This is a genomic window from Neiella marina, assembly GCF_002165625.1.
Taxonomy (GTDB): Bacteria; Pseudomonadota; Gammaproteobacteria; order Enterobacterales; family Neiellaceae; genus Neiella; species Neiella marina.
Map to the genome: position 1 here is coordinate 1 of NZ_NGNS01000028.1, position 26,176 is coordinate 26,176.

At 51.2% G+C, this 26,176-nt stretch carries 23 protein-coding genes; 13 read left to right on the top strand and 10 right to left on the bottom strand.

Annotated features, from left to right (window positions below; translation table 11 throughout):
- The first annotated feature begins 362 nt into the window (after positions 1-362).
- The 3 genes from cowN (at position 363) to CBE68_RS16785 (ending at position 3,252) form a co-directional block, all read left to right on the top strand.
- Entirely contained in the window at positions 363-653 is a 291-nt protein-coding gene (cowN, locus tag CBE68_RS16775) for a N(2)-fixation sustaining protein CowN (protein ID WP_087507262.1), read from the top strand.
- A 77-nt stretch (positions 654-730) separates the two neighbouring features.
- Positions 731-1,414: an SDR family NAD(P)-dependent oxidoreductase gene (locus CBE68_RS16780; RefSeq protein WP_087507263.1), complete on the top strand. Its 684-nt coding sequence runs from the start codon at positions 731-733 to the stop codon at positions 1,412-1,414.
- 113 nt (positions 1,415-1,527) lie between these two features.
- Positions 1,528-3,252: a hypothetical protein gene (locus tag CBE68_RS16785; RefSeq protein WP_087507265.1), complete on the top strand. Its 1,725-nt coding sequence runs from the start codon at positions 1,528-1,530 to the stop codon at positions 3,250-3,252.
- 12 nt (positions 3,253-3,264) lie between these two features.
- On the opposite strand, the gene CBE68_RS16790 is transcribed toward CBE68_RS16785, so the two are convergent.
- The 4 genes from CBE68_RS16790 to CBE68_RS16805 form a co-directional block, all read right to left on the bottom strand.
- On the bottom strand, positions 3,265-6,351 hold the full coding sequence (locus CBE68_RS16790; protein ID WP_087507266.1) for an error-prone DNA polymerase: 3,087 nt from the start codon (positions 6,349-6,351) through the stop codon (positions 3,265-3,267).
- A gap of 6 nt (positions 6,352-6,357) precedes the next feature.
- The gene (locus tag CBE68_RS16795; RefSeq protein ID WP_087507268.1) at positions 6,358-7,827 is read right to left on the bottom strand and encodes a Y-family DNA polymerase; all 1,470 of its coding nucleotides are present in this window, start codon (positions 7,825-7,827) and stop codon (positions 6,358-6,360) included.
- 9 nt (positions 7,828-7,836) lie between these two features.
- On the bottom strand, positions 7,837-8,565 hold the full coding sequence (gene imuA, locus CBE68_RS16800) for a translesion DNA synthesis-associated protein ImuA (RefSeq protein ID WP_158100649.1): 729 nt from the start codon (positions 8,563-8,565) through the stop codon (positions 7,837-7,839).
- Between the two features lie 85 nt (positions 8,566-8,650).
- On the bottom strand, positions 8,651-9,403 hold the full coding sequence (locus CBE68_RS16805) for a hypothetical protein (RefSeq protein ID WP_143824606.1): 753 nt from the start codon (positions 9,401-9,403) through the stop codon (positions 8,651-8,653).
- Between the two features lie 161 nt (positions 9,404-9,564).
- Between CBE68_RS16805 and CBE68_RS16810 the strand changes: the two genes are divergently transcribed.
- The 6 genes from CBE68_RS16810 to CBE68_RS16835 are packed head-to-tail and all read left to right on the top strand — an operon-like array spanning position 9,565 to position 16,705.
- Positions 9,565-10,920 carry an isochorismate synthase gene (locus tag CBE68_RS16810; RefSeq protein ID WP_158100650.1) on the top strand — a complete coding sequence of 452 codons (1,356 nt, stop codon included), beginning with the start codon at positions 9,565-9,567 and terminating at the stop codon, positions 10,918-10,920.
- Positions 10,917-12,617 carry a 2-succinyl-5-enolpyruvyl-6-hydroxy-3-cyclohexene-1-carboxylic-acid synthase gene (menD, locus tag CBE68_RS16815; protein WP_087507275.1) on the top strand — a complete coding sequence of 567 codons (1,701 nt, stop codon included), beginning with the start codon at positions 10,917-10,919 and terminating at the stop codon, positions 12,615-12,617. The genes CBE68_RS16810 and menD overlap by 4 nt, the downstream gene beginning before the upstream one ends.
- Positions 12,595-13,446, top strand: a complete 852-nt coding sequence (locus CBE68_RS16820; RefSeq protein WP_087507276.1) for an alpha/beta fold hydrolase — start codon at positions 12,595-12,597, stop codon at positions 13,444-13,446. The genes menD and CBE68_RS16820 overlap by 23 nt, the downstream gene beginning before the upstream one ends.
- A complete protein-coding gene (gene menB / locus CBE68_RS16825) occupies positions 13,436-14,287 on the top strand; it encodes a 1,4-dihydroxy-2-naphthoyl-CoA synthase (protein WP_087507277.1) in 852 nt (283 codons plus the stop codon). The genes CBE68_RS16820 and menB overlap by 11 nt, the downstream gene beginning before the upstream one ends.
- The gene (gene menC / locus CBE68_RS16830) at positions 14,241-15,248 is read left to right on the top strand and encodes an o-succinylbenzoate synthase (RefSeq protein WP_158100651.1); all 1,008 of its coding nucleotides are present in this window, start codon (positions 14,241-14,243) and stop codon (positions 15,246-15,248) included. The genes menB and menC overlap by 47 nt, the downstream gene beginning before the upstream one ends.
- On the top strand, positions 15,245-16,705 hold the full coding sequence (locus tag CBE68_RS16835) for an AMP-binding protein (RefSeq protein ID WP_087507281.1): 1,461 nt from the start codon (positions 15,245-15,247) through the stop codon (positions 16,703-16,705). The genes menC and CBE68_RS16835 overlap by 4 nt, the downstream gene beginning before the upstream one ends.
- Here the strand turns inward: CBE68_RS16835 and putP are convergent.
- On the bottom strand, positions 16,702-18,189 hold the full coding sequence (putP, locus tag CBE68_RS16840) for a sodium/proline symporter PutP (RefSeq protein ID WP_087507282.1): 1,488 nt from the start codon (positions 18,187-18,189) through the stop codon (positions 16,702-16,704). The two genes, CBE68_RS16835 and putP, sit on opposite strands and share 4 nt — an antisense overlap.
- A gap of 222 nt (positions 18,190-18,411) precedes the next feature.
- Between putP and CBE68_RS16845 the strand changes: the two genes are divergently transcribed.
- The gene (locus CBE68_RS16845; RefSeq protein ID WP_087507285.1) at positions 18,412-18,855 is read left to right on the top strand and encodes a GNAT family N-acetyltransferase; all 444 of its coding nucleotides are present in this window, start codon (positions 18,412-18,414) and stop codon (positions 18,853-18,855) included.
- An 87-nt stretch (positions 18,856-18,942) separates the two neighbouring features.
- Complete coding sequence (locus CBE68_RS16850; RefSeq protein WP_087507287.1) at positions 18,943-19,137, top strand: (2Fe-2S)-binding protein; 195 nt, start codon at positions 18,943-18,945, stop codon at positions 19,135-19,137.
- A 408-nt stretch (positions 19,138-19,545) separates the two neighbouring features.
- Here CBE68_RS16850 and CBE68_RS16855 read toward each other — a convergent pair whose 3' ends face one another.
- On the bottom strand, positions 19,546-20,034 hold the full coding sequence (locus CBE68_RS16855) for a chorismate--pyruvate lyase family protein (RefSeq protein WP_143824607.1): 489 nt from the start codon (positions 20,032-20,034) through the stop codon (positions 19,546-19,548).
- Between the two features lie 45 nt (positions 20,035-20,079).
- Positions 20,080-21,516, bottom strand: coding sequence for an SLC13 family permease (locus CBE68_RS16860; protein WP_087507290.1), 1,437 nt, complete (start codon positions 21,514-21,516; stop codon positions 20,080-20,082).
- A gap of 221 nt (positions 21,517-21,737) precedes the next feature.
- On the opposite strand from CBE68_RS16860, the gene CBE68_RS16865 reads away from it, so the two are divergent.
- Positions 21,738-22,325: a DUF4202 domain-containing protein gene (locus CBE68_RS16865; protein ID WP_087507291.1), complete on the top strand. Its 588-nt coding sequence runs from the start codon at positions 21,738-21,740 to the stop codon at positions 22,323-22,325.
- Here the strand turns inward: CBE68_RS16865 and CBE68_RS16870 are convergent.
- The 3 genes from CBE68_RS16870 to CBE68_RS16880 form a co-directional block, all read right to left on the bottom strand.
- The gene (locus tag CBE68_RS16870; protein WP_158100652.1) at positions 22,322-23,419 is read right to left on the bottom strand and encodes a glycosyltransferase; all 1,098 of its coding nucleotides are present in this window, start codon (positions 23,417-23,419) and stop codon (positions 22,322-22,324) included. The two genes, CBE68_RS16865 and CBE68_RS16870, sit on opposite strands and share 4 nt — an antisense overlap.
- An 86-nt stretch (positions 23,420-23,505) precedes the next feature.
- Positions 23,506-23,994 (bottom strand): methylated-DNA--[protein]-cysteine S-methyltransferase, encoded by a 489-nt coding sequence (locus CBE68_RS16875; RefSeq protein WP_229744794.1) that lies wholly within the window; start codon positions 23,992-23,994, stop codon positions 23,506-23,508.
- On the bottom strand, positions 23,991-25,394 hold the full coding sequence (locus tag CBE68_RS16880; protein ID WP_087507295.1) for a DNA-3-methyladenine glycosylase 2 family protein: 1,404 nt from the start codon (positions 25,392-25,394) through the stop codon (positions 23,991-23,993). Before CBE68_RS16880 ends, CBE68_RS16875 begins: the two co-directional genes overlap by 4 nt.
- A 190-nt stretch (positions 25,395-25,584) precedes the next feature.
- Here CBE68_RS16880 and CBE68_RS16885 point away from each other — a divergent pair, with 190 nt between their 5' ends.
- Complete coding sequence (locus CBE68_RS16885) at positions 25,585-26,133, top strand: hypothetical protein (RefSeq protein WP_087507297.1); 549 nt, start codon at positions 25,585-25,587, stop codon at positions 26,131-26,133.
- Positions 26,134-26,176 lie beyond the last annotated feature (43 nt).

The following is a 26,176-nucleotide window of genomic DNA, read 5'->3' on the forward strand; positions in this document are numbered from 1 at the left end:
CTAACCTATCACTCTGCTTAACGACAGCGCGCCGCAGGCTCCCAGCGTCGCAGCTAAGCTGCTAGCGCTCCACAGGTGCACAAAGCGTTGCTTTGTGAACGCACCTGGTCGGCCTCCATGTGAGTCATATCTCTGTTGAGATGATTAATAGCCCTTAGGCTGGCACCCGAAGGGCGGAGGGCGCGATTACAGGACGTAGCAGGTAGCTCGCCGGGATTTCTCCGCTTGTTGGTTTACTAACAAAACTTACAAAAACAACAAGTTAATCATTTGTTAAATGACAGTATTTCAGTGGCTTATAAGTGGCCCATGGTTTGCTGCGTGTCACTACGGCTAACGTCACTATGTAGAGGGCACCTGTTGTGACACCACCAGATCAAACAACGGATCGTTACATTTCATTTTGCGGTATCGAATGTGACGCAAACGCAGATAAGCTCATCGAAATGCTGAAATTGAATTTGTCGCAAAAGAAAGGCGGAGGGACGTGGGGCCAGTACTTTGAAATGAAGTTCAAAGAGCAGCATTCAGTTGGCTCTGACAACCTGCACTTTATCGGTAACCAGCTCAATCCATTGTATGAATACTTCGAAGCGTGTGGCGATAGCGAGGCAGAAGCTTTGTTATATCAGATTGAGCAAGAGTGCTGCTGAGCATGGCGTTGCTCATGTTTTTGTCACAGCGACTTTGTTAAGGTGGTCGTTAACAGTTAAACCCTTGAGAATTTCCAATGCATATCTTACTGACCGGTGCTTCATCTGGCATCGGCCGAGCCCTTGCTGTGGCACTTGACGCCGCTGGCCATCAATTGAGCTTGTGTGGCCGTAATCCTGAAAAGCTGCAACAAACGTTGGATCAACTAGCGCACCCTGAGCGCCATCTTGTCCGTGCGTTTTGTTTGAGCGACTTCGATGCCATCGCTGAGTTTGCCAGCAGCGCCCAAGAACGCGGAGCGGTTGATGTATTGATTAACTGCGCTGGTTTAAATCATGCCAGAGGAGCGGGTCATGAATTGCCGAAGCAAGAATTAGACTGGATGCTGACCATTAACTGCCATGCGCCGATTGCGATGATGCGAGCTGTGGTGCCTGATATGCTCGCGCGCGCTAGTGGCATGATAGTCAATGTGTTGTCGACCGTGTGTTTATTCGCGAATCCCAATTTGGCCGGTTATACCGCTTCGAAAGCGGCGCTCGATGCTTATTGCAAGGTCATGCGCAAAGAGTTGCAGCCTCAGGGCGTTCAAATGTTGTCAGTTTACCCGGGTGGGGTGGATACCGATTTCCGTAGCCAGCAACGACCGGAGTACTTGTCGCCAGCACAAGTGGCAGAGGCCATTGTGCCGCATTTGAGTACTAAGGCACATGTTCATGAGCTGGTGTTGCGGCCACAGTGTGAATCGAATTACAGTTAACGGCAGCCTATTAGCAGGCCATAACTAGTTACTATTGGAACAGGATAGAGTTTCGTCTGAATGACCTTAATAACGAATCAGTCAGTCTATCTCGCAAACAGGATAGTTACGCTTTGAAGTACTTATTTTTTCTCGCCGTATTAGGGCTTGTCAGCGGCTGCGCCACTCCGATTAAGAGCACTCACATCAATGATCAACAGCCTTTGCTGGAGAATGAAGGCGTTGTTGCTGTGCAGGTCGTCAATAACGCCGGTCAGTTAGGTCAGTTTCACCGTAATTGGACGGAAGTCATTGCCGTGCGCTTAGATAACATGGCCGAGCTGAAAGCCGCTGCAGTTGAAAAAGCGCAAAAGCAACCAGGTGGCAAAGTTGTCGATGAGGACAAGGTTGATTGGGAGCCCGATGTGTTTTCATTGGCTCCTTCGTCGCAAGGCATGATTGATAGCCAAGTCTATCTCGGGCGGATGCCAGCCGGTCGCTACATGATTTCATCGTTATTTAGTTTTTTTACTAATGGTGACATGAGCTCTTGGATCTCCATGCCTGTGGGACATTCCGCCGGTACCTTTGAGGTCAAAGGCGGCCAAATGACGTACCTTGATACCTTGGTGTTTCAGCCGCTTCTTAGTATCAAGGAAAGCTCCTTTTGGAGCTCTCGCTCATCACAAAAGGCGTTCGTCACCCGAATTCCATCGCAGCAAGATATTGTTGGCTTTACCAAGGAGCTATATCCCAACTTAGTTGCCAAGCTCAGTAGCACCACGTTATTAGGTTGGAATGATGATCCGCTCAATCAGCTCCGCATCGATCTTGGCCAGCTGTCTCGGCAGAATGCCTTTGCTAACCGATTCTTACCATTGCAACTCCATGGCAAAGGCATCGTCGCCGCTCGTTTTGGTCAGCTACGTGTGTTGCCGCATCAAGGCGAGTGGATCCAAGTTGACTTACCAACCAATGCACAAATTTCCGCAGTACTGGAAGCGCCTGATTATGTAGCAGTGGGTGGCGAGCTAGGACAAGTATTTGTCGCGCCGAGCTTCGCAACAGAGTGGCGCCAGATAAGTCCTGTTTCCGCCGATGAGGCCATTGTTTGGTTTGGCCGCGATCAACATGCTGGCTATGCGATGAGTGCCTCGAACAATGAATTTCGGTTATATCGATTTGATCATGTCGAAGCGCCTTGGCAACAAATTCGTCAATTTGACAAAAAAAGCTATGGTACGTTTTTGAATGTTGACGGTAATGTCTTTGCGTTTGTCAAAAAGTCCGGTGGTTTAAAGGTGATTAATAATGACCTGCACTATGACTACGATGCCGAGGCAAATGCGTGGCAGGAAGCCAAAGGCGATCGTTTTAACCAGATTAGCCAGTTGGCATCGGGTAATTTGGTTGCCATTGAAACCAGTCAGTGGGATGGTATTGGCGATCAGCTGATGAGTACTGACGATGGCGCAAGCTGGCAAGTCATTCCTCGTAGCTTGAATTTGTTCGGCGACGCCAAAGCTGATGCGAGCTTACCGGCGATGCTGTCGGCACAAGATATCGTCACGGTTGGTCGGGTGCAAACAAGCAGCGAATCGAAGCGCGAGTTAAGATTGCTATTGAGCTCCAACCAAGGCCAAAGCTGGCTGGCTAAGGGGTTGGTCGACAAGAGTTGCGCAACCCTGATCCCTGAATTGAGCAACCAGCAGGCGATCTACTTGCTATGCGATCAAGGAACCATTGTCACCACGTCTGATTTAGGTGAATCATGGCATGATGCTGTTACTCTTGATCTTGGTAGTATTCAAGCTCAATTTGAAGCCTTGATCGAAGCGCTAAAAGAACCAACGTCATAATCAAACGACTTGCTAATGAAAGTCTCGTGAGTGTACCGCGAGCTGTTCAAGGGCGCTGGTACGATCAATCAGGCGCCCTGCAACAATATGAATCACTGATTCTTCTCGCTCAAGAATGCCGTGAACTTCCAGCAACTTGGCTTGCAAGAAAGGCTTACGTTGCTCTCTGGCAGTATTGAGCCAGACCACCACATTGATATTGCCAGTGTCATCTTCGAGCGTGACGAAGGTGACGCCACTGGCTGTCCCCGGTCGCTGGCGGCCAACCACAAGGCCGGCGACGCGAACCAACTCGCCATGACTAAATTGAGGCAGCTGGGCGGCATTGATGGTCCGCTTAAATAACTGTTGTTCTCGTAATAACGTCATTGGGTGACGCCCCAAACTCACTCCCAAGTGTCGGTAGTCTTGTAGTAAGTTATCCACTTCGCTGGGGATACTTAAATAGTTGGCGCTCTCTGGTTCGGCAACGGTTTGTTCGATGTTGGCAAACAATGGTGTGTCATTGGCTTGCGCGGCAACCTGCCAATGAGCCTGATAGCGGTCGCCAGTTAGCGGATTCAGTGCGCCTGCTGCTGCTAGTGCCTGTTGTTCATGACGAGGCATTGCGCAGCGCTGCTGCAGTTCAAGCAATGAGCTGAATCCTTGTGACGGCCGATGGTGACAAATTCGTTCGGCTAACTGTTTCGATAGCCCTTTGATCAAGCGCATGCCAAGACGAATGGCTGCTTGCTGGTTATCATCGGCAACCAATTGGTGGTCCCAGTCGCTTTGATTGATATCGACAGGCAGTACCGTCACGCCATGTCGGCGCACGTCCTGTAGCAACTGCGATGGTGAATAAAATCCCATTGGCTGACTGTTAAGTAGGGCACAGCAAAATGCCGCTGGATAATGACGCTTGAGCCAAGCAGAGACATAAGCCAATAACGCAAAACTGGCGGAATGGGACTCGGGGAAGCCGTATTCACCAAAGCCGAGAATTTGCTTGAAGATACGATCAGCAAAGCTGGTCGAATAGCCATTCGCAGCCATGCCCGTGCGCAGTTTATGCTCAAATTGCGCTAGCTTGCCATTGCGTTTCCAGCTTGCCATCGCCCGCCGTAACTGATCGGCTTCGCCAGCACTAAAGCCGGCTGCTACCATCGCTAATTTAATTACTTGCTCTTGAAAAATGGGTACCCCCATGGTTCGTTCGAGTACTGTTCTGACCGCGTCATTGGGATAACTAATAGGCTCTTTGCCATGGCGTCGGCGGAGATACGGGTGAACCATGTCGCCTTGAATTGGCCCGGGCCGGACAATGGCAATTTGCACCACCAGATCGTAGTAACAACGTGGCTTCAGGCGGGGCAGCATATTGGTCTGGGCGCGCGATTCGATTTGAAACACACCAATGCTATCGGCCTGGCATAGCATGTCGTAAACGGCGGGTTGCTCCCATTCAACCTGGCTCATATTTAATTGCTGACCGGTAAACTGATTGATTAAATCGAAACTGCGACGAATTGCCGTCAACATTCCCAGTGCTAGCACATCAACCTTTAATAACCCGAGCGCTTCCAAATCATCTTTATCCCACTGGATCACGGTGCGGTCTGCCATCGCGGCATTTTCGGTTGGTACCAGCTGATGAAGTGGCCCAGCAGAAATAACAAAACCGCCAACATGCTGAGATAGGTGGCGCGGAAAGCCGATGATTTGCTCGACCAGCTGGCGAAAATGCCGAATCAAATGATGATCTGGAGAGCCCAATAATCCCAGTTGTTGGCGCCAGTCTTGCTGCTTATCACGACGATCGACATTGGCCATGAACTGATCGAGTTGACTGTCAGCGAAACCCAGCGCTTTGCCAACATCTCTGACCGCGCTTTTGAAGCGATAGCTAATGACGGTTGCCGCTAAAGCGGCTCGGTCACGACCATATTTTTGATAGATGTATTGAATGACTTCTTCGCGTCGTTCGTGCTCGAAATCAACATCGATATCGGGTGGCTCACCGCGCTCTTTGGAGATAAAGCGTTCAAACAGGACCTGAATTTTGCGCGGATCGACTTCGGTAATTCCGAGGCAATAACACACCACCGAATTCGCCGCAGAGCCGCGCCCCTGATAGAGAATTTGCCGTTGTTTAGCAAACCGCACGATGTCTTCAATGGTTAAAAAGAAATGGGCGTATTCGAGCTCTTCTATGAGTGCCAGCTCCTTGGCGATGATTGCCTGAATCGCTAGTGGCACGCCATCGGCAAAGCGTCGCTGCTGACCTTGAGCAACCAACTGGCGGAGGTGACTCATCGGCGTATGACCGGGAGGAACCAGCTCCGCCGGATACTGGTAGCGCAGCTCATCCAAACTGAATTGGCATTGCTGTGCCAGCAGATAGGTTTGCTCAATGTGCTGTGGTTGAAATAATCGATAGATACTGGATTGAGGCCGCAAATGGCGCTCAGTGTTGGTACTGGCTTGTGCCAATGTTTGTTGTACCGACTGGTTCAGTCGAATGCTGGTGAGCGTATCGAGCAGTGGTTGACGCTTAGGATCGTGCATCAGTACGGCACCGCATGCAGCAATCGGAAGTTTGATAGCCTCAGCAAGGGCGCAAAGTTGTTGGTAGCGCAACTTATCATTGCCACACAGCGGTCGAGTGGCTAATAACCACAAGCGTCCTTGTGACCAAGACTGGAGCCAATCGAGGCTGGGCTGCCAGTCATTCGGATGGGGGTGAGGCAGCCAACCAATGCGCGCGGTTTGCAGTAGTTGTTCGACGTCATCTCGATGCAGTTGATAATGACCTTTCGGGCAGCGCATTCGGCCGCGGGCGATCAGCTGACTGAGTTCGCTATAGGCCTGTTTGTGTGGTGCCCATACCACTAATTGTTCGCCTTCCACTAAGCGGATATAGCTACCAATAATTAATGGTAAGCCAAGCGCTTTGGCGCAAACATGGGCTCGAACGACGCCCGCTAACGAACATTCGTCGGTGATTGCTAGCCCTTGATAGCCAAGTTCAAAGGCGCGCTCCACTAACTCCTCAGGGTGTGATGCGGCGTTGAGGAAGCTGAAATTGGATTGGCAAAACAGTTCGACATATTGAGTCATACTGCGCTACCCAAACCAGCCATGGAGAAACCATTGATTGGCTGGTGTTCTAAAGACCCAGCACAGCTGGCCATGCTGATCGACTGCAACAAAGTAGTCTCGCTGAATGGCACCATCATCCCACCAACCACAAGCAATGCGCTCGGGGGCAGACTTAAGCTCCCAGGGTTGATTGGGTAGCGGTACCGGCTTGGGCAGCAGCCAGACCGGTCGATTGGCACTATCTTGTATATGATCTCGACCATTATCTTGGACATCACCTCGGCCACCGTTTTGAGTGCCAGCAGTGATTGGCGTGTCGCTTTCTGTGACTAACTGAAAAGCGCGTTCGGGGCGAGGATCAGCAGCAAGAGCGAGGTGCTTGACGTCGCTTGGAGCGAGACGGCTACGAAGTCGGTTCAGTAATTGCCCGCCATCGAGGGCATGGCTATTGGTGGCGGCAAACAAATCGGTTGCTGGTTGTTGTTGTGAGACTAACTCGGCAGCAACCACCTGAATGCCGATCACTGGCTCAGGTAACGGCAGTTGCTGTAATCGCAGTCGGGCGAGCAGGAGGAATTCACTGGCTTGATGTTCAGGCTGAGCTAAGCGTAATGATATTTGGCTATCGGTTTGTTCCCGATGTTGCAAGATGAGTTCGACGGCACAGGCTGCCAGTTGCCGCCGACGTAAGTAGTGACTCAGCTCTTTGAGCATATGCTGCAAAGGAAATAATAAGCCGTTGCTATGGTTGATTTCATGCAAGCAGTGCCAGTTGCGGACAAACTGAGCGGGCGGTTCAAACCAGCAATGATCATCGACTTTGTCACCGTTTAACCGCTCCAACCAAGTTGCGATCTCGCCGCTAAAACGCCGCCGCCACTGAGCCATTGGAATGTTGGTTAAATCAGCCAATTGTTTGATGCCGACATCAGTCAGTGATTGTTGCTGCGAGGCCGATAGCGGTAATTGTTGTAGTGTCAGTTGTTGCAGTTGCTGGTTGAGCTGCTGGGTAGAGGCTAATGGTAAGTCATAGCCTGCTCGGGCTAACACGTAAGCGGCCATTGGTGTTGTACCAGCGGCGGCATGAAAGCGTAATTGCCGACTTTGCAGCGCCTGTTGTAATTGTTGCCAGTAGTTTGCTCGGCCACCAAATAAACGCCACATGGTGGCAACTTCGAGCAGCAACCCTTGCTCAAATGACAGCGCTATTCGGGCGCACCATTGGTAACAATAGTCAGCCATTTGCGCCAAGATCTGTTGTTGTTCATTGCTGCGCTGCGGCTGCAGCTGTAATTCTGGAGCAAGCTGCAGGGCCGTGGTAAATACCATGCCGGTTTGTATCCCGCTCGCTTGTGCTAGGCGGCAGTGCTGCCAAACTCGCTTGCTCTGATCCAATATCGCAATGGGAGCTTGTGGGTTCTGCAGTGATAACTGATCGGCCTGTAAATGTGGAAAGTGTAGATACAGCCACACTGGTAAATTGGGGCTCGCCATCGCAATGCCTCAAGCTTGTTGGGCAAGTGGCTTGCCTGACCAAGGCCCTTGAATAATCTGGCCGGTAGGCTGGTTGCTGTTGGTTATCTCGTCCGTTGATGGATAAACCGCAGTGACTTGAATCGGCATGGGTTGTGGCGCCCAGCCGCCACGGCGCTTGATGCAATGCACTTGTATTTGTTGCTCATCAATGGCGCTGAGTTTAAGGCGACAGGCTGCTGGTGATGATTGCGCTGCAACGTTGCTGGGTCGCATCAGCCAGAGCTGTGATTGACCTTGCTCGGCTGCCACTTGTAAGCGGCGAATATCTTTTGATGCCAGAGGCTGAGTGCTATCAAGCCATGCCATGACTGCGCTGCAACTACCACTTTGTAATGCTTGCTCGGCAGCCCATAGCTGTTGTTTAACATCGTTCGATTGCACTAGTAGTTGTTGCGATACATTCAGGCCGGCGTCATGGAGTGCTGGCGGATAGGGCACAAAGGGAGGAGCTAACCATAATTGCCATTGTGATGAGGCTATTTGTTGTTGGCTCAGTTGCGCAAGGGTAGGCAGTAGAAGTCGCAGCTCTCCTAGCCCCTGGCCATCATATAGTAGCTCGGTTGCCTGCCCTTTAGGCCAGCCTCCAAGGAGTAATTGATCAAGTGTGGCAATACCACTACTTAGGACTTGCTGAACCCGCTGATGATTGGTTGCCCGCCATAACCGGCCGGCATTCAGTAGTGATTGTAAACTCACCGTTTGCCTCCGAACGCAGAAAAATATAACTGTATATATATACAGTATCAGTGAGTTTGCCATTCGGCAAGTTTGTTATCACCGTTTAGTGATTGGCGTGATGGGCAATGCGTTCTTTAAAAGCTTGCCAGGCGAGACTGTCTTTACCTGAGCAGCCAGCACCGAAGTAAGGCAGCCACATGTTACCGCTGAGTTGTGGGTCAAGCTGCTGTTGATCTTGAACCAGTACACAAGCTCCTGATTTCATCCGCATCAATGTACTACCATCAGTGAGTCGAATTTCTTCCGATATGGGAGAGCTAGCTGCGTATCGAGTGCCGCCCCAGCTGTTGGTTGCGCGTTGGCGAGGTTGGGGGGCGGTATTTCGTAAATGCTCGGGTAAATCAGCAGTGCTGATGGATGGCGGTAATAGCTGTTGCCAAGTTGAACTCTCTTGCTCGGCAATTTCTGATGCGTGCTTTTGGGGTCTGCGAGGCTTGAGCAACTGGCTAATTTGTCGTTGTGTTTGAGCCGATAGGTTGGGCTTGTTGGTTACTTCTGGTTCAGCTATCACGGCCGTATTGCTTGGTGTCGGTTCGACAAGATCTGGTTGAACAATTTCCTGCTCTGGTTCGTGTTCCGGCTGGAGATTTGGTTTAGGCTCCGGCGGCTCTTCGGCTGGTGGTTTAGTTCTCGGTGCTGGCCGGATAATGAGTTTGGCTTGAATGGGCAGACGTTTAGTTGTCGCCGGTGGTTTTGCTGCTGACGTCACAGTTCGCTGCAACAAACCGATCAACAGTAAGTGCAGTAGCATAGAGATCACCAATAGGCTGGCAAACCGCATCCATCCTTGGGGCATGACGACAACCGTTATTTGTCATAGAGTTAGTTATCTATGACAACAAAAATCGTTATGTGTTAGATCATGACCTGTGAAATTTCACACTGTTACCATGCACAGCAAGACGATGGGGCGCCGGAAAAACGTCGGAGTCCAGCAAAACTGAGAGAAAACGAGTTGTGTTAACCGTTGCATTTGATCGCCAGATTGACCCTGTTATTGAGCTACTTGAGCTGCAACTGGGTCGTCTTCAGTGTCCGCAACAAGATAGCTTGGTCCAGCTAGCCGTTGCCATTAGCGAGATACCTGCGCTGGCATGGTTGCAGGCACAGCAAAGCTTTCCAAAAATTCACTGGCATTCACGCGATGGTAATCATGAAGTGTCTGCGGTGGGTAGTGTCGATCAATGGTGGCTAACCGAATCACAAGCTAAGCGTGGTAATTGGCAGCGCCTTTGCCTTGGTGAAGTGACCGCAGAATGGCGTTATTACGGCGGCCATGGCTTTAACCCTGATGATCCTTCGGTCACCGCACAAGGTGGCAATCGGCTGCATTTGCCGCAGTGGGAATATCGTCGCATCGGCGAGCAATCGTGCCTGATCTTCAATTTATTACTGCAACCAAGCTGTTATCAGCAGCAACTCTCGCAAGCAAAACAAGACCTACAACAACTGCGAGCGGTTGCACCACTACCGCCGCAACAACTGAATATTGCTAATCAACAACACACTCCGAATTTCCATGATTGGCAACAGCGCGTGCTAGAGCTGACTTCAGACGAGCAACAGGCGCGGACTTCAAAAGTCGTACTGTGCCGCGAAACTCGGCTCGATACCGAACAGCTGGCCAACCCTTGGAGCTTGCTGGATAGTTGGCAGGCGCAGCAGCATGGCTGTTATCGTTTCGGTATTCAAGTCGATGAGCAACAAGCCTTTTTTGGCTGCTCGCCGGAGCGGTTGTTTTTACGTAAGCAAGACAAGCTTTACACCGAAGCACTGGCTGGCACTTGTGCGCGTGGTCAGGATCAACAGCAAGACCATATCCTTGCTGGACAATTGCTGATGGATCGTAAAAACATCTATGAAAACCAGCTGGTCGCGGATGATATTGAGCAGCAGCTAACGCTGCTGGCAAGCCAGATTGATATTGAGCCTGAGCCCCACTTAGTGCCGCTGGCACAAGTCAGCCATCTATGTCGTATTATCAGTGCTCGACTGCGGCCAGATATTAGCGAACAAGCCTTGCTACAGGCATTGCATCCCACAGCTGCGGTTGGCGGTTTACCTCGACAAGCGGCGCAAGCCTACTTAGCCCAACATGAGGCAGTGAATCGCGGTTGGTATGCGGGTGTCTTTGGCATGATAGGTGAGCAGCGCAGTGAATTTTGTGTCACCATTCGTTCCATGGTCCAGCAAGGTCAGCAGTTGCAACTGTATACCGGTGCTGGCATTGTCGCTGGCTCGGAGCCAACTACCGAATGGCATGAGCTCAACAGTAAACTAAAAAGTGCCATGAGTGTTGTGCAACCTGCATGAGTTCGATCTTCCCCACTGCTTTTAGCCACCATAACCAGTTATGGGCCAGCTTATTGCTGGAAGAATTGGCCCGTTTGGGCGTCCGCCATGTTTGTCTGGCACCAGGCTCTCGTAGCACGCCACTGACCTTGGCTGCGGTCGCTAACCCTAAGTTACAGTGCCACAGCCATTTTGATGAACGTGGTTTAGGCTTTATGGCGTTAGGCTTATGCAAAGCCAGCGCTTCGCCAGTGGCGGTGATTGTTACCTCAGGTACCGCGGTGGCCAACCTTTATCCGGCGGTGGTTGAGGCCTTTCAAACCCAGCAACCATTGATTCTATTGACGGCCGACCGACCAGAAGAGCTGATTGATTGTGGCGCTAATCAGGCCATTGAGCAGGTTGGTATCTTTGCTCACTTTGTTGTGGCGCGACAAAACTTGCCAGCCCCCCATGCCAGTGAATCGGCCAGCGATTTACTGACCCGTATTGATGGCATTTACCAGCGTTGCTGTGTGCAGCCAGTACGCGGCCCCATTCATATTAATTGCCCCTATCGGGAGCCCTTGTATCCGACGGAGCAACAGCAAGACTTCGCTGCCGAATTAGCTGAATTGAATGAGTGGCGACAGCATCAACAGCCATTCGTTAGGGCTGAATTGAATGACCCTGAGCCGGTCGTCTTAGCTGTCCCGGCATTGCCTGGGGTGATTATTGCTGGTGCCTTGGGCCCGGATGAGCAAGCCGCGGCGTTGAAGCTACAACGTCAACTTGGCTGGCCTTTGTTGGCGGATGTCCAAAGTGGTTTGAGAGGGCAAGCGAACGTCATTAACCATCCCGAATTGGCGTTGGCGCAACAGCCTGATGCCCTGATGCAAGCAAGGCAATTTATCCTGTTAGGCGGTCGGCTGATCAGCAAATCGTTATTGCGCTGGTTGGAGCAGCACGAATGGCATCATTCGGTGCAAATCAGCGATCATCCAGGACCCTTCGATGCCGGTTTGGTGATCATGCAGCGGCTCAAGTGCCGTGTTGACCAGTTCGAGTTAAAAAATCCACCCGTTCACCCGCCAGCCGTTTGCGTGAGTGATGCCATTAACCAAGCGAGTCGATCATTGTGGCAAGCCGAGGCGTTATCGCTGAGTGAAGTGAATCTGGCCGCTCAGCTCCAGCTCAGTATGCCTGAGCAGGGGTTGTTGATGTTGGGGAATAGCCTGCCAGTGCGGCTGTTTGAGCAGCGCTTTAGCGGCTGCCAGCAGATCATTACCAGTCGTGGCGCCAGTGGTATCGATGGCCTTTTGGCGACTGCCGTGGGCCTTGGCAAACATGATGCGAGTCGGCCATTAACCTTGGTACTGGGCGATATTTCACTACTGCATGACTTGAATTCATTGGCTCTGTTGAGCCAATTGCAGCAGCCTTTGGTGGTGATTGTGTTGAACAATGATGGTGGCAATATCTTTGATTTGTTACCGGTGCCTGATGGCCGCACGCTCGATCAATATTACCGAATGCGGCATGGCTACCAGTTTGCAGCGGCCGCAGAGCAATTTAATCTCAATTACCAGCGGCCAGCCGATATGGCTGAATTCCATCAGGGCTATCAGCAGGCCCTCGCGTTGGCTCGGCCGACCTTAATTGAGCTGTTGACTGAACCCGGCGAAGCCGCCGCCGATCTGAAGCAGACCATCGCCGATGCCGCAGCACTTACACGCTGAGTTAATTGGTGCGCCTCTCTCCGCCGACCGACCTGTGGTGGTGATGCTCCATGGGTTCTTGGGCCAGCATCAGGACTGGCTTGCGGTGATTACGCCTTGGTTGCAGCAGTACAGCTTCTTGCTGGTGGATTTACCCAATCATGGCAATAGCCCCACGACAACCAGAAGTCATTCGGGCTTTCAACAGTGGTTGCAGTTGTTTGCCAATACCCTTGATCACCATGGCGTAGAACACTATTTATTGATGGGCTACTCCATGGGCGCCCGATTGGCAATGGCAACCGCAGCCGCGCAGCCGCCCGGGCTACGGGGGATACTACTGGAGTCGGGCCATCCCGGTGACATTCGCTGGAACAAACGTTTGGCGCGTCATCGCTGGCATCAGCGCTGGCAAGCTCGCTGGTTAAAGCAGCCGAAACTGCAAAGCTTGCAACAATGGTATCAACAAGGGGTATTTGCCGATTTAAGTCGGCCCCAGCGACAGCAGCAAATTCATCGTCGCTTGTTGACCATTAAGGCTTGGCGATTGGCAAGCACGTTGGCGCAGCTATCCCTCGATCAGCAAGACGATTATTGGTCGCTGCTGGCTCATGATCGCAATAAAGCCGACAGCCAGCAGGCAATGCCGATTCATTACCTTGCTGGTGGCCAAGACCGGAAATATGCCAAACTGGCTGAAAAGATGAAGCAAACCGGTTTGCCGGTTCGAGTTCATCTGCTAAAACATGCAGGCCATAACATTCATGCTCACCAGCCTCGGCAGTGGCAGCAGTGTTTTCAGTTATGGTTGCAAGATTGTTTACCACAAGGACTTATTCATGCTCGATGAACAAACCCTCTATGCGCCAATCGACTGGCAAGAGGTCAGCGAAAAATCGTATCAGGACATCCGTTATCAAAAAGCCGAAGGCATCGCCAAAATCACCATTAACCGGCCGCAGGTGCGAAATGCTTTCCGCCCGCAAACGGTAAAGGAAATGATCGATGCGTTAGCTGATGCTCGTTACGATGCGGCCATCGGCACGATTATCCTGACTGGTGAAGGTGAGCTGGCATTTTGCTCCGGTGGTGATCAAAAAGTTCGTGGTGACTACGGCGGCTACCAAGATGATCAGGGTACTCATCACCTTAATGTGTTGGATTTTCAGCGCCAGATCCGTACTTGTCCGAAACCCATCGTGGCGGCAGTTGCTGGTTATGCCATTGGTGGTGGTCATGTGTTGCATATGATGTGCGATTTAACCATTGCCGCTGACAATGCTCGCTTTGGCCAGACAGGCCCCAAAGTTGGCTCCTTTGACGGTGGCTGGGGTGCGAGCTATATGGCGCGTATTGTCGGACAAAAGAAGGCGCGTGAGATTTGGTTCTTGTGTCGTCAATATGATGCTCAGCAAGCGCTCGACATGGGCTTGGTCAATACCGTGGTGCCGGTGGCTGAGCTGGAGCGAGAAACAGTGCGTTGGTGCCGCGAAATGTTGCAAAACTCACCGATGGCACTGCGTTGTTTGAAAGCCGCGCTAAATGCCGACTGCGATGGACAGGCCGGTTTGCAGGAGTTAGCAGGTAACGCCACCATGCTGTTTTACATGACCGATGAGGGCCAAGAAGGTCGCAACGCCTTTAATGAAAAACGTGCGCCGGACTTCGACAAGTTCCCCCGTAATCCATAACGGTTATCGGTTAGTGGGGGTGTACTGCTATGACATCCCCTTAACACAACCGCTTCAGCTGGCCCACGGCAGATTGCAGCAGCGCCAAGGGCTATTGCTGAAATTTGCCGATCAATCTGGCTGTTACCATTGGGGCGAAGCTGCACCGCTGCCCGGTTTTAGTCGGGAAACACTCACCGGTGCCATTCATACGCTGTTGCAATGGCTTGACCGCCAGCTGTCGTTTGAGCAATTGCCGCCGAGTATTCAGTTTGCCATTGATATGGCGACTAGTACTGTCACCGAGAGCTTAGCCCAGACTGCCGAGGTTTCGATCCGGCCCGCAGCTTTGGCCGCTCAGTTGGTGACAGCAAATGAGACGCCTCAGCAACTGGCTTCTGTTGCTAAATTGAAAATCGGCAATGCTGATGTTGATGCCGACATCAGGCGCTTCAACCAGCTGCAACACCAATTCCCAGCAACGCGTTGGCGTCTTGATTGCAATCAGCAATGGTCGTTACAGCAAGCCGAGCAGTTTTGTCACAACGTCGATTTATCGGTTATCGATTTTATCGAAGAGCCTTGTCGCCACTTAGATGAAATCATGGCGCTGGCTGCTCAAGGTGTGCCGGTGGCGCTGGATGAAACCATTCAATCAAACCAAGTTGAATTAGCCATGTTTAGTGGCTTGCGGGCCTTGGTTTGCAAACCAACATTGGTAGGCGCCTTGACTCGGTGCCAGCAATGGCAGCAGTTCTGCCAGCAGCATGACTTGGCTTTTATCGTCAGCGCCTGTTTTGAAAGTAATTTGACCAATGATTACTTGGCTCGCTTGGCTAAACTGTGGGCGCCAGCGCAAATCCCAGGGCTTGATACGCTCAAGGCGCTGGGCGCAGACTTAATCCACCCGCGAAGCGCAGATTCTAGCTTGCCGCTGTTGAGCGAAGCCAAGCTGGACCTTGTTTGGAAATTGCCATCATGAGCCAAACAAGTTCGGTCACCTTACTTGCGCCATCGCCAAACGCAGCAATACAAGTGGGTGATATCACCCTAAGTGCGGCTGATTGGTGCCGTGCCAGTGAAGAGTTACGGAAACTACTCCCTCTATCAAGTCAGCCCAAGCGATTGGCGGTCTGCGCTGAATCATCCCTTGATTTACTGCTACTGGCATCAGCTTGTTTAGCGGCAGGCTGGACCTTTGTTCCCATCAGTCATCGTTGGCCGTTGCCACAACGGCTCGAACTGGCAAAGCGAGCTGGCGCCGATTATTGCTGGCCCGAGCATGGTTTTACCACTGATGATGGCTTGCCGCTGTTGGTTATCGAGCATCCACTTATTGGGTTGGCGTTGAATGGTGAGTTGAACACCGAGCGTTCTTCTGCCAGCCGAATCGCTCGTTGGCTGCAACCAGGCAGCCAGTTTGACGCTCATGCGCTGCCAGCGATAGCGGCACAACCGGCGCTGGAGGCGACTGTTTTAATGACCTCAGGTAGCAGTGGCATGCCCAAAGCAGTATTGCATCCGTTGTCATCTCACTTAAGTGCAGCGGCGTTTTGTAACCCGATCTTAGAATTATCTGCCGCCAACTGCTGGCTGCTGTCATTGCCGATGTTTCACGCCGCCGGTTACGGCTTATTTATCCGCTGTTTATCAAGTGGTGCGCGTTTGGCGATTGCTGAGCCGAAACTGCCATTGTTTGAGCAGCTGCAACAGAGCGCCGCGAGTCATTGCTCGCTGGTGGCGACGCAATTACAACGTTTGTTGGAGTTATCGACGTTTCATGCCGACTATTTGCCGCTACGCCACATCATGCTCGGTGGCGGCCCTGTTGCCGACACCTTGCTCCAACAGGCCTCGCAGCGCGGCTTTAAGCTTTACCTTGGGTTTGGCATGACCGAAACCGCTGCAGCGATTGCCTTATCACCAGTTACCGCTGATGGCGGTATTGATATCAGCAATAACAACCGCATATCGCTCGGTGATGATGGCCAAATTGGGGTCCGTGGCCCGCAGCTCGCCAACGCCTATGTTGAAGGTGACTATCGCAAAGCGCTGGTGGCGAAAGACGGTTGGTTTGCCACGGGTGATTTAGGGCGAGTCGAAAATGGCCGTTTGTTTGTTGTGGGTAGGGTGGATAATCGTTTTATCTCTGGCGGCGAGAACGTTCAGCCTGAAATGGTTGAGCAGGCTTTGAAGCAGTTACCAGAGATAGAACAAGTGCTGGTGGTACCTATCGCCGATGACGAGTTTGGCCAGCGGCCAGTTGCCTTTGTGCGTTGGTACCAGCAACTTGATGACTCAGCAATACAATTGTTTTTAGCGGCTCACTTACCCAAGCTTATGTGGCCCGTTCGCTGGCTCGACTGGCCGAGCGAAATGGATGCGGTGAAACCCAATCGAACTGCGCTGAAGCAATTAGCTGAAAGGTTGGTTGACTAACTTTCTTTGGCGTTTACCGCATCAAAGTCGGCTTTGATACTCGCAGTCGGCTCGGCGCTTAGTAGCGAGCCAATGACAATGGCAATAACTGCAAACAGTACGCCGGGAACCATTTCATACAAATCGAACAAGCCACCGCTGAGAGGTCGCCAGATCACGACCGTTAGCCCGCCAACGATCATGCCTGCCAAAGCGCCGATGCGCGTCATCCGGCGCCAGTAGAGCGACAGCAGTAAGACTGGGCCAAACGCCGAGCCAAAACCCGCCCAAGCATAGGCGACCAGATTCAGCACTGAAGTGTCGGGGTCCCAAGCCAATGCCGTTGCCAGCAAACACACGGCAACGACGGTCAGGCGCCCGGTCCAAACCAGTTCTTGTTGCGACGCTTGGGGTCGCAACCAACGCCGATACAAATCTTCGGTGAAGGCAGATGACGACACCAGTAGCTGGGAGTCGGCAGTACTCATTACCGCAGCTAGGATGGCTGCCAACAGCACGCCAGCAATCCACGGATGGAATAACAAACCCACCATCTCGATAAAGATGGTTTCAGAATCTTGTAACGCTGGCATTTGATGCTGGTGGAGGTAAATCAAACCACACATACCCACTAGCAAGGCGCCAATTTGGCAAAACAAGTTCCAGCTGACAGAGATTTTTCGCGCAGTGGCAATGGCATTGTCTGACTTGGTGGCGGCGAAGCGCGCCAAAATATGGGGCTGACCAAAATAGCCTAACCCCCAGGCCAGCAGAGAAATAATGGCAATGGTGGTCATCGGAAAACCATCGGCATCAGTGAGGGCATTGAGTAACTGCGGGTTAATTTTTGCGAGTGATTCAGAGGGGCTACCGTTGAGTTGCAGCAGAATGACCAGCGGCACTAGCAGTAGCGCCACCATCATCAGTAAACCTTGCACCACATCCGTCCAGGTCACTGCTAAAAAGCCGCCAAACAGGGTGTAGGAAACGATGCATATAGCGCCAACAACGACCGCAATGTGGTAATCCATGGCGAACACACTGGCAAACAGCTTGCCGCCAGCAACCAACCCTGAGCCGGTGTAAAACAAAAAGAACAGCAAAATCACCATGGCTGCTATTAACTGCAACACCCCAGACTGATCGGCGAACCGGCGCGAAAGATACTCAGGAACGGTGAGCGCGTCTTGACAGCGAATGGTATAGCGGCGCAATCGCCTCGCCATCAATCGCCAGTTCAACCAGAAACCAAGGAGCAGGCCAGCTGCGAGCCATAATGCTTCCATGCCCGCCAGATAGGCGTAACCGGGTAGCCCGAGTAGCAGCCAGCCGCTCATGTCGGATGCGCCGGCGCTCAGTGCAGACGGCACCGGCCCAAGCGAACGCCCGCCAAGGAAGTAATCCGATACGCCTTGAGTTTTACGATACGCCCATACCCCAATTGCCAGCATCATAACGAGGTAAGCGGCAAAAGTAAGTAGTACGGACATATCGGCAGCGGGCATTGGCAAGCATTCCTAAACAAAATGAGAATCGGTATCAAGCGTAAGACAACTTGGGCAGAAAAAGCCAGTAGCAAACAAAAATTGCCATTGAGCGTGATCTCGTTTGCATCTCGTTGATTTGTATAAGGCAGGTATCACAACCTGCGATAAAAGGGTTGGCGTGTTGTGAAATGCTCTTATATGCCTTAAACAACAGTCAAACAAGGTAGTTCAGCCATCCCTATGGAGTTAGAGATTTGCGCTATCAGCGCAGCCGATACATTAGCCGTTCGATTACCTGTACTGCGTCCCGGACGCCCGGCTGCCAGTGCAGTGTTTGATGGTGATCAAGAACCTTCAACCATTCATCTAGGAGCGGTTGTTGCCGATGAAATAGTGGCAGTGGTGAGCCTGATGAAAACACCCATGGTGGAACAAATCGATCAGGTGGCTTACCAGCTCAGAGGCATGGCAACTCAGCCCCAATGGCAAGGTCAGGGCTTGGGACGTCAATTGCTATCTGCCTGCACTGATGCCGTCGATCAAGTTAAAGGCGACATCATCTGGTGTAATGCCAGAGCCCATGTTGTTGGCTTTTATCGCGCGGCCGGCTATCAAGCTATTGGTGCACCCTTCCACATTGTTGATGTAGGTCAACATCAGAAAATGTTTTTACCCCTACCATAACTTCCTGAAAGCGCTAGATCTAATGCTCTTGATAATTGTTCGTATTTGCATTAAGCTTTGCGTCATACTTTTGAATCGAGGTTTCTTATGTACGTTTGTTTATGTCATGGCATCACTGACAAAGACATCCGCGAGGCAGTTGCTGGCGGAGCGACTCGCATGAGCGAAATAAAACGAAGCCTCAAAGCATCCACTCAATGTGGTAGCTGTGCCATGCAAACTGCTGCAGTATTGCGTGATGAGCTTGCTAAAACCGACACACCTTTCTACGACGCCGCGTAACTCTTTTCTATTGTTTAAATTCTTACGGATTTGAGCAACCTTATCTTGTGCTCTCCTAGTCAGCAGTGTAACGCTGCTCAAACCCACTATTGAACTTGGTCAACGGCGATTTTCAAGGGAAAAACTACTTTGCAGTTCGATGTAGGAACCCAGACACATTTGCTGTTCTCGCAAATGGCGTGGTTTTGCTAAATCGGCAATGTAATTGTGGCGCAGAACTGGGACTGAAGGTTGAGCAAATAGTGATTTCACACATTCGTTGATCCACTGGGTGCAATGTCTAATCATGGCGGGCTCTCTTGGTTGACTTGTGGCCCTCTGAGCCTATCTGGCAAACCTGAACCCATGCTTAATGCGACGCCGCTAATTCGCCGATTTTTATTTGGCTAATGCTCGAGATGCGCCCCCTCAATTGGAGGCAGTCGCAGACTTGTAGGTCTCTATCGGGAAGTGTTCGGTGATCAGCATCACTGGTTGGCCCGTCATCACAATGCGATAGCAGCGCCAAACTTCATTGCTTTGCTCATCAACCCCCCAATCAAGCACTTCGCGCAGGGTTTCACTTCTTGCTTGACGAAGCGCTTTGCCAATACCTGCTTCATGCTTTTCAATACAGGCAAGCGTTTGTGCAGGGACCCGATCGGCTAGAATTACCGCTGTGGCTCTGAGGTAGGTTGTCGAGCTGGATTTACCTACAATTTGGGTACTGCGGCAAATCACTTCATCGCCCGGCGAAGCATCGAGCATGAGTAAATCATGGTCAGAGACCGGTGCTGTGGTTTGGTCTACTTGGGCCACCACGGCTTCACTAAACCAAGCTTCGAGCATGTTCGAAATGGTGCCGTCTGCACTGATCAATACCTTGAGCAGTGGCGGCAGTCGGGCGTCGTCTGTCAAAGGTTGCTACCTGCTACTTTATTGCGCTCGCCAGTTTAGCAGCCACTAATTAAATAACAAAGGCAGCAACCAAACCGATGCCGCAGTGATCAGGGCGGTGGCGACAAAGTTCAGCATCAGTCCTTTGCGTGCCATTTGTTTTATTCGTAATTCACCGGATGCAAACACAATGGCGTTGGGTGGTGTCGCAACGGGCATCATGAAGGCACAACTGGCTGCCAGGGCCGCTGGAATAACGATACTTTGTGGCGCGTAACCTAGTGACACAGCTACTGGGCCCAACAGCGGCAGAAATCCGGCTGTGGTGGCCGTATTACTGGTGACTTCGGTGAGAAATACGATCGCGGCAGTGACGACAAAAATTAGTAGCCATAACTGACCGCTACCGGCTTGGCCAATGCTAGCGCCAATAAATTGTGCCAAGCCACTGGATTTGATCATTCCGGCCAATGCTAAGCCGCCGCCAAACAGCAATAACACGCCCCAAGGTAATTTTTGCGTCGTCGGCCAGTCCAGTAATCGCTCGGTTTGGCCGTCAGTGGTTTTTTTGCTGCTGGGGATAATGAACAGCAAGGTAGCAGCAACCATGGCAATGGTGGTATCTGATATCGGCAGGCCGGTCCAATTGGCCAGCGGTACTCGGAGTATCCAGCCGGTGGCGGCGCAAATGAAAATGATCAATACCCGTTTTTCATGGCGATGTAGCGGCCCCAATTGTTGTAGCTGTTGATGGAACAGCTCATGAGTTTGCTCAGAACCGCTGCCTTCTAGTCCAGATCGAGTGAGCCAATACCAAGCAGCGAGCAATAGCAAACAACACATCGGTAGGGCGAATAGCATCCATTGGCCAAAGCCTATTTCGATTTGATAAGTATCGCTCAGATAAGCGGCCAGCAAGGCATTAGGTGGTGTGCCGATCAGGGTGGCAACGCCCCCAATACTGGCACTGTAGGCAATCCCTAGCAGTAGTGCTGGTGATAGCTCTGATACATCATGATCTACTTTCAGCAATTCGATCACCGATAAGGCAATCGGCAGCATCATCACCGCCGTCGCGGTGTTGGACATCCACATGCTCAAAAATGCCGTCACTAGCATCAAGCCGCCGACTTGCAGGCGTGGATTTGAGCCCACTAAATTCATTGTTGTTAGGGCTATGCGGCGATGCAAGTTCGATCTCTCCATCGCCAAAGACAGTAAAAAGCCACCGAGAAACAAGAAGATCAAAGGATGAGTGTACAATGAGGCGACTTGTTTAATTGGCAATATATTCAGTAATGGTGCTGCCGTAAGTGGCACCAAAGCGGTGACGGCAACGGGCACTGTTTCCGTCACCCACCAAACGGCCATCATCACTGCCAACCCCGTGGTTACCCAGGCAGTGGCTGATAACGCCGCAGTTGGTGGTGGTAGCACTATGGTCACCAATAGACATGCGAGACCCAGCCATAAACCCCAGTAGTTTCCGGTTGTTTTGGTCATTGTAGATTCCGGTTATGCGGCGGTATTTGTAGCTTAGCTGAGCCGATCTACGACAGCGAAAAAGAGCTGATTAGTCGGGCAAATAATTGATAAAGCGCAAGCTTGGGGTCGAAATTAACGACCTTTAAGACGTTGGAAGTCGTTGAGTTTCTGTTCAATCTGCCCCACAATGTTGCGCTAATTAGTTTAATAACAAGCCTGAAAACACAGGGCGCGAAGCTATGGTACTGTCGAATCGACTCGAACAAGTATTCGCTGCAATTGATGCAGAGAATAAGGCGGATCCAAACATGGAGTTGCTGGAAGATATTGAGCTACCAGCCGCTCTACTTTACGGCACTCGAATGACCAGTATGCAAATGCGTTTTGCGCCAAAGGCAACGGAAGTGGTGCAAATTGCTGCTCGTGCACAGCATATCAAGCGTTGGGCAATTGCTCGCTCAGACTTTCCTGCGGGTAAGAAAGGGTACTACGACTGGCGTCAAACGCTAGGTAGAAAACACGCTGAGTGGACTGCTGAAATCCTGCAATCTTTTGATTTTGATGACAACACCATTGACCGTGTTGGTGCGTTGCTGCGCAAAGAGCGACTCAAAGCTGACCCAGAGTGTCAGCAACTCGAAGATATTATTTGTTTGGTTTTCTTAGCTTATTACGCCGAAGCATTTGCAGCTCAGCACACTGAAGAGAAGGTTATTGATATCTTGCAAAAAACTTGGCGTAAAATGTCTGCAGAAGGGCAGGCTTACGCGCTTGAGCAAAACTACCCTGCAGCGGTCCAGCAATTGATCGAAAAAGCTCTGGCTTAGGGCGTTTTCGGCGATTTATTGATGCATGAGCGATACAAATCCAAGTATTGCTCCCGCACAGAATGCTCGCAAAATTCCTCTTCAATTTGTTGTTGACCCGCCCGCGCCAGTTGTTGGCGCTTTTCTGCATTCTGTAGCAGCGCTAGCAATGATTCTTTGAGTTCTTCCTCGGTGTTATCCAACGACACAATCAGTCCTGTCTTGCCGTCTTCAATCAACTCATTGGCACCATCATTTGCTGTTGAAATGACCGCTTTACCAGCTGCCCAAGCCTCTAAAATAACATTGCCCAATGGTTCGTGACGCGAAGGGCAGACAAACAGTTCTGCTCGTTCAAACCAAGGCCAAACGTTGGTTTGCCACCCCGGCATCAGGATTCTTTCTTCGAGTTTAAGGTTGGCCACCAACTCAACAAGCGGCTGACGCCCCCAGCCATCGCCAAGTAACACCAGCTTTAGTGCTCGGTCATTAATTGTTTCCGGCAGTTTTGCAAAGGCATTGATCAAGCTATCAAAGCCCTTTTTCGGCACTTGCCGGCCTAAACCAAGCACCACTAAATCATCGGCAGAGAGTTCTGCAATTGCAGCAGGCTTGGCGACTTGCGGCGGCAATTGTCGCTGTCGACCAACAAAGTTGGGAATGTAGTGGCAGCAAGAAGCCGGTAGCTTGCAATCAATCAGGTATTGACGAAGTTGCTTGGTATTGCCGACCCAGCAATCGGCATGCTGATATCCCTCGAGTTTGTAGTAGCCGCCAATGCGAGCGATTAGTTTCGATTCAAGGCCTTTCGGTATTCGGGTCAAACGGGTCGCTCGACCCATATAGGTCTGCACCACTTCAGGTTTAATCGTTTTGATTAGCTGTTGGATCTGACGCTTTGAAAATGGGCAGAACACGCTACGCATGGATACCGGATGGAGGTTTACCTTGGACTCTTTCAGGGCATTGAATACGCCGCTGTTAGGTCGGCATATCACGTCTACAGGGTGACCAGCATTGCTTAAGGACGTCACTAAGCGGATGAAAAAACTCTCTGCACCACCGAGTTCTTTACTGCCGATGATATGTAGCGAGTGAATTGGCTGAGCGTCCATGTGAGATCGGTACCGATAATTGTTTCTATTAAAAAGTGGTCGAACCATACCTTGCAACGAGCAGAGGGGCAAGCCAGTGCAGGTATTTAGCAGTGCTCAAAATCGCGTAGCCACTGTTTGCGGCGTAAACCTCCAGCATAGCCGGTTAGTTTTCCGTTTCGAGCGATAACCCGATGGCAGGGAATGATAATCGCAATGGGATTTTGACCATTGGCGGCGCCGACCGCTCGGACCGCTTTGGGGTGACCAATTTGACTTGCCTGCTCGCTATAGCTTCGGCTGGTACCGTAACTGATGCTCCTTAACACTTGCCAAACAGATTGTTGAAATGGTGTGCCGATTGGCGCTAGGGGTAGGTCAAAATTTGTCCGCGTGGCAGCAAAGTACTCATTGACTTGGTTTTCGGTCTCAGTCAATACCGGATGATTGGCCGCCAGTGAAGCGGTTGACAAATCACCGCGAAAAGAATCTTCAAACTCAAGCCGGACTAGCGGCGAATGTGGCTGCAAAGCATCAGTAACGGCAATCATATCGCCAAGCGGTGTGGCAAATAGGTGATAATGCAACTGGCTCACAAGCGGCTCCAAAGCTGAAATGTGGCATAGCTTCCCCATGGACTGAGCTGAGCTGGCTCAAGTACTAACTGCTGCGCTTTCAAAGCATTCTTAACGCCCAGATCGGAGCTAAGAAAAATATCAGGATCAGATAAACCACGAAGCTTGGCGTAGTTAACCGTCCACGGGCCAATACCCTTGAGCGCTAGCCAGTCGTCAGGGTTATGATCTGATGCTTGTTGATAGTAGCGAGCGAATCGCTTGAGGCTTTGACGTCGGCTGTCGGGCATTCTCAGAAACATCAGCTCTGAGTCCGCAATAGCTTGCGCTGTCGGAAAGCAGCGATTCAGAGCCGCATCATGAGCTGTTGATGAATCGAGTGACTGGCCGAGTTCGTCGACCAGCTGTTGCACTAGATTACGCGCCGCTTTGATCGATACTTGCTGGCCGAGAATGGCTCTAACTCCGGCTTCAAACGTATCCCAAATGCCTGGCAAGCGCACGCCAGCAATAAATCCCCTCGCTAATCCTGCTTGCTGCAGGTGGCGATCAATTTCAAAACTGTCGGCATCAAGATCGAATAGGCGGCGAACATGCTGAATTAAGGCCGGTAACTGCGACAGCTTGGTTAGCTCTATTGTCAATTCCAAGGCATTTTGATTGTCGTGATGACGAACTTCAAACCAGCCAGATTGATCGTCAATGGTAAACGCTCTGCGATAGCGTTGATCATCAACCCATTCGAGACCACCGATAGCTCGGGCGCGATAAAAATCCAACATGCGTGACCAGTCAAATGGCGGCCGATAACTCTGGATCAGCCTTAAACCGGCAGCTGATTTGCTGCTTGACTGGCGGCGAATTTGACTCGGCTGCAACTGGAGGGTGTTGGCAAAGGCATCGTTGAAGCGACGAAGGCTGTTAAAGCCACTGGCCAAGGCTACCTGCATCATGGGTAATTGGGTTTCGTGCAGTAGTTGCTTAGCGAGCAGTAACCGTCTGTGATTGTCATACTGTTTTGGCGACATACCAACAAAGCGTTGAAATAACTGCCGTAAGTGGCGATCAGTAATGCCAAGTCGAGCACTTAATTGAGCCAAGTTATTGGCTTGTAATTCGCCCTGCTGAATAAGTTGGATGGCTCGTTGCACTGTGGTTTCGACACCGCGCCAGGCCCATGAGTTGGGGGCCGCATCGGGTCGACAGCGCAAGCACGGCCGGTAGCCTTGTTGGAGCGCCTGAGCCGCATCAGCGATGTAGCTGACATTGGCTTCTTGGGGCGGAGTTGCCGGGCAAATTGGCCGACAAAAAATGCCAGTAGTTTTCACCGCAACAAAAAACTGGCCATCAAAACGCGCATCTCGAGCAAGTCGAGCGGTGCGGCATTGTTCGGGGGACAAATTTAGTTCAGCCAACGCCATGATGATTCACTGTGGTTGTGTCTACGGATTGGTATTAAAGCTTAACGGTTTTGATGGGCAATACTCGCCATTTTCGGAACTGACGCAAAGGTTCCTTGGCGGACTACAGTTTCATTCTCAGCCGCTCGTTATTTACAACCACGGCTAACTTGCCTAACTTGACACTGCTAGCAACCCGAGGAGCGCCGCAGTGAGCAAGGATGTTGAGTACTACGCATTTCGCCAAGATCTGTATTTTTACGACTTGGTGTCCTCCTTTTCGGTCTCTTTATGTGGCTGCCCGGCGATCTTTGATACTCAAATTCCGTTTTTTTTGTCGCCACAGCAGAATCTCAGTTTTCCCGGTCAGTTCACGTCTGCCAAGCACATGAACCCATATTCACTGCGCCGACTGGCAGAACTTGAACAGATCGATAAAGGCGCTCATATTGCCTGGTGCTGCATTATGCTGGCCAACACCGCTTATGAGTCCGTTCGACGGTTTCATGATGGTTCGCCAGAATTTGAGTTTTTCCGTCATATTCGCAATGCTTCATCTCACCTCAATGTGTTTCAGTTTAATCACCGCGAGCCTGCTCATCCCGCTATGTGGCGCACCGCAGTCATTGATGATCGACTAAAAGGCGAGGACAACCCGCTATTTGGTCAGCAGTGTTTTGGTAGCTTTCTTGGCGTCGCCGATTTACTCGACTTGCTGATGGATATCGAACGAAAAATCATAATTCAGTTGCAACAATAACAATCCAATAAGGCTTGAGACTCGTTTCATTTAGGGTGTATAT

Coding starts and splice junctions, on each gene's coding strand:
- CBE68_RS16780 (WP_087507263.1), top strand. CDS start 731: ATGCATATCTTACTGACCGGTGCTTCATCTGGCATCGGCCGAGCCCTT.
- CBE68_RS16790 (WP_087507266.1), bottom strand. CDS start 6,351: ATGACTCAATATGTCGAACTGTTTTGCCAATCCAATTTCAGCTTCCTC.
- CBE68_RS16795 (WP_087507268.1), bottom strand. CDS start 7,827: ATGGCGAGCCCCAATTTACCAGTGTGGCTGTATCTACACTTTCCACAT.
- CBE68_RS16805 (WP_143824606.1), bottom strand. CDS start 9,403: ATGCCCCAAGGATGGATGCGGTTTGCCAGCCTATTGGTGATCTCTATG.
- menD (WP_087507275.1), top strand. CDS start 10,917: ATGAGTTCGATCTTCCCCACTGCTTTTAGCCACCATAACCAGTTATGG.
- CBE68_RS16820 (WP_087507276.1), top strand. CDS start 12,595: ATGCCGCAGCACTTACACGCTGAGTTAATTGGTGCGCCTCTCTCCGCC.
- menB (WP_087507277.1), top strand. CDS start 13,436: ATGCTCGATGAACAAACCCTCTATGCGCCAATCGACTGGCAAGAGGTC.
- menC (WP_158100651.1), top strand. CDS start 14,241: ATGAAAAACGTGCGCCGGACTTCGACAAGTTCCCCCGTAATCCATAAC.
- CBE68_RS16835 (WP_087507281.1), top strand. CDS start 15,245: ATGAGCCAAACAAGTTCGGTCACCTTACTTGCGCCATCGCCAAACGCA.
- putP (WP_087507282.1), bottom strand. CDS start 18,189: ATGCCCGCTGCCGATATGTCCGTACTACTTACTTTTGCCGCTTACCTC.
- CBE68_RS16845 (WP_087507285.1), top strand. CDS start 18,412: ATGGAGTTAGAGATTTGCGCTATCAGCGCAGCCGATACATTAGCCGTT.
- CBE68_RS16850 (WP_087507287.1), top strand. CDS start 18,943: ATGTACGTTTGTTTATGTCATGGCATCACTGACAAAGACATCCGCGAG.
- CBE68_RS16860 (WP_087507290.1), bottom strand. CDS start 21,516: ATGACCAAAACAACCGGAAACTACTGGGGTTTATGGCTGGGTCTCGCA.
- CBE68_RS16865 (WP_087507291.1), top strand. CDS start 21,738: ATGGTACTGTCGAATCGACTCGAACAAGTATTCGCTGCAATTGATGCA.
- CBE68_RS16870 (WP_158100652.1), bottom strand. CDS start 23,419: ATGGACGCTCAGCCAATTCACTCGCTACATATCATCGGCAGTAAAGAA.
- CBE68_RS16880 (WP_087507295.1), bottom strand. CDS start 25,394: ATGGCGTTGGCTGAACTAAATTTGTCCCCCGAACAATGCCGCACCGCT.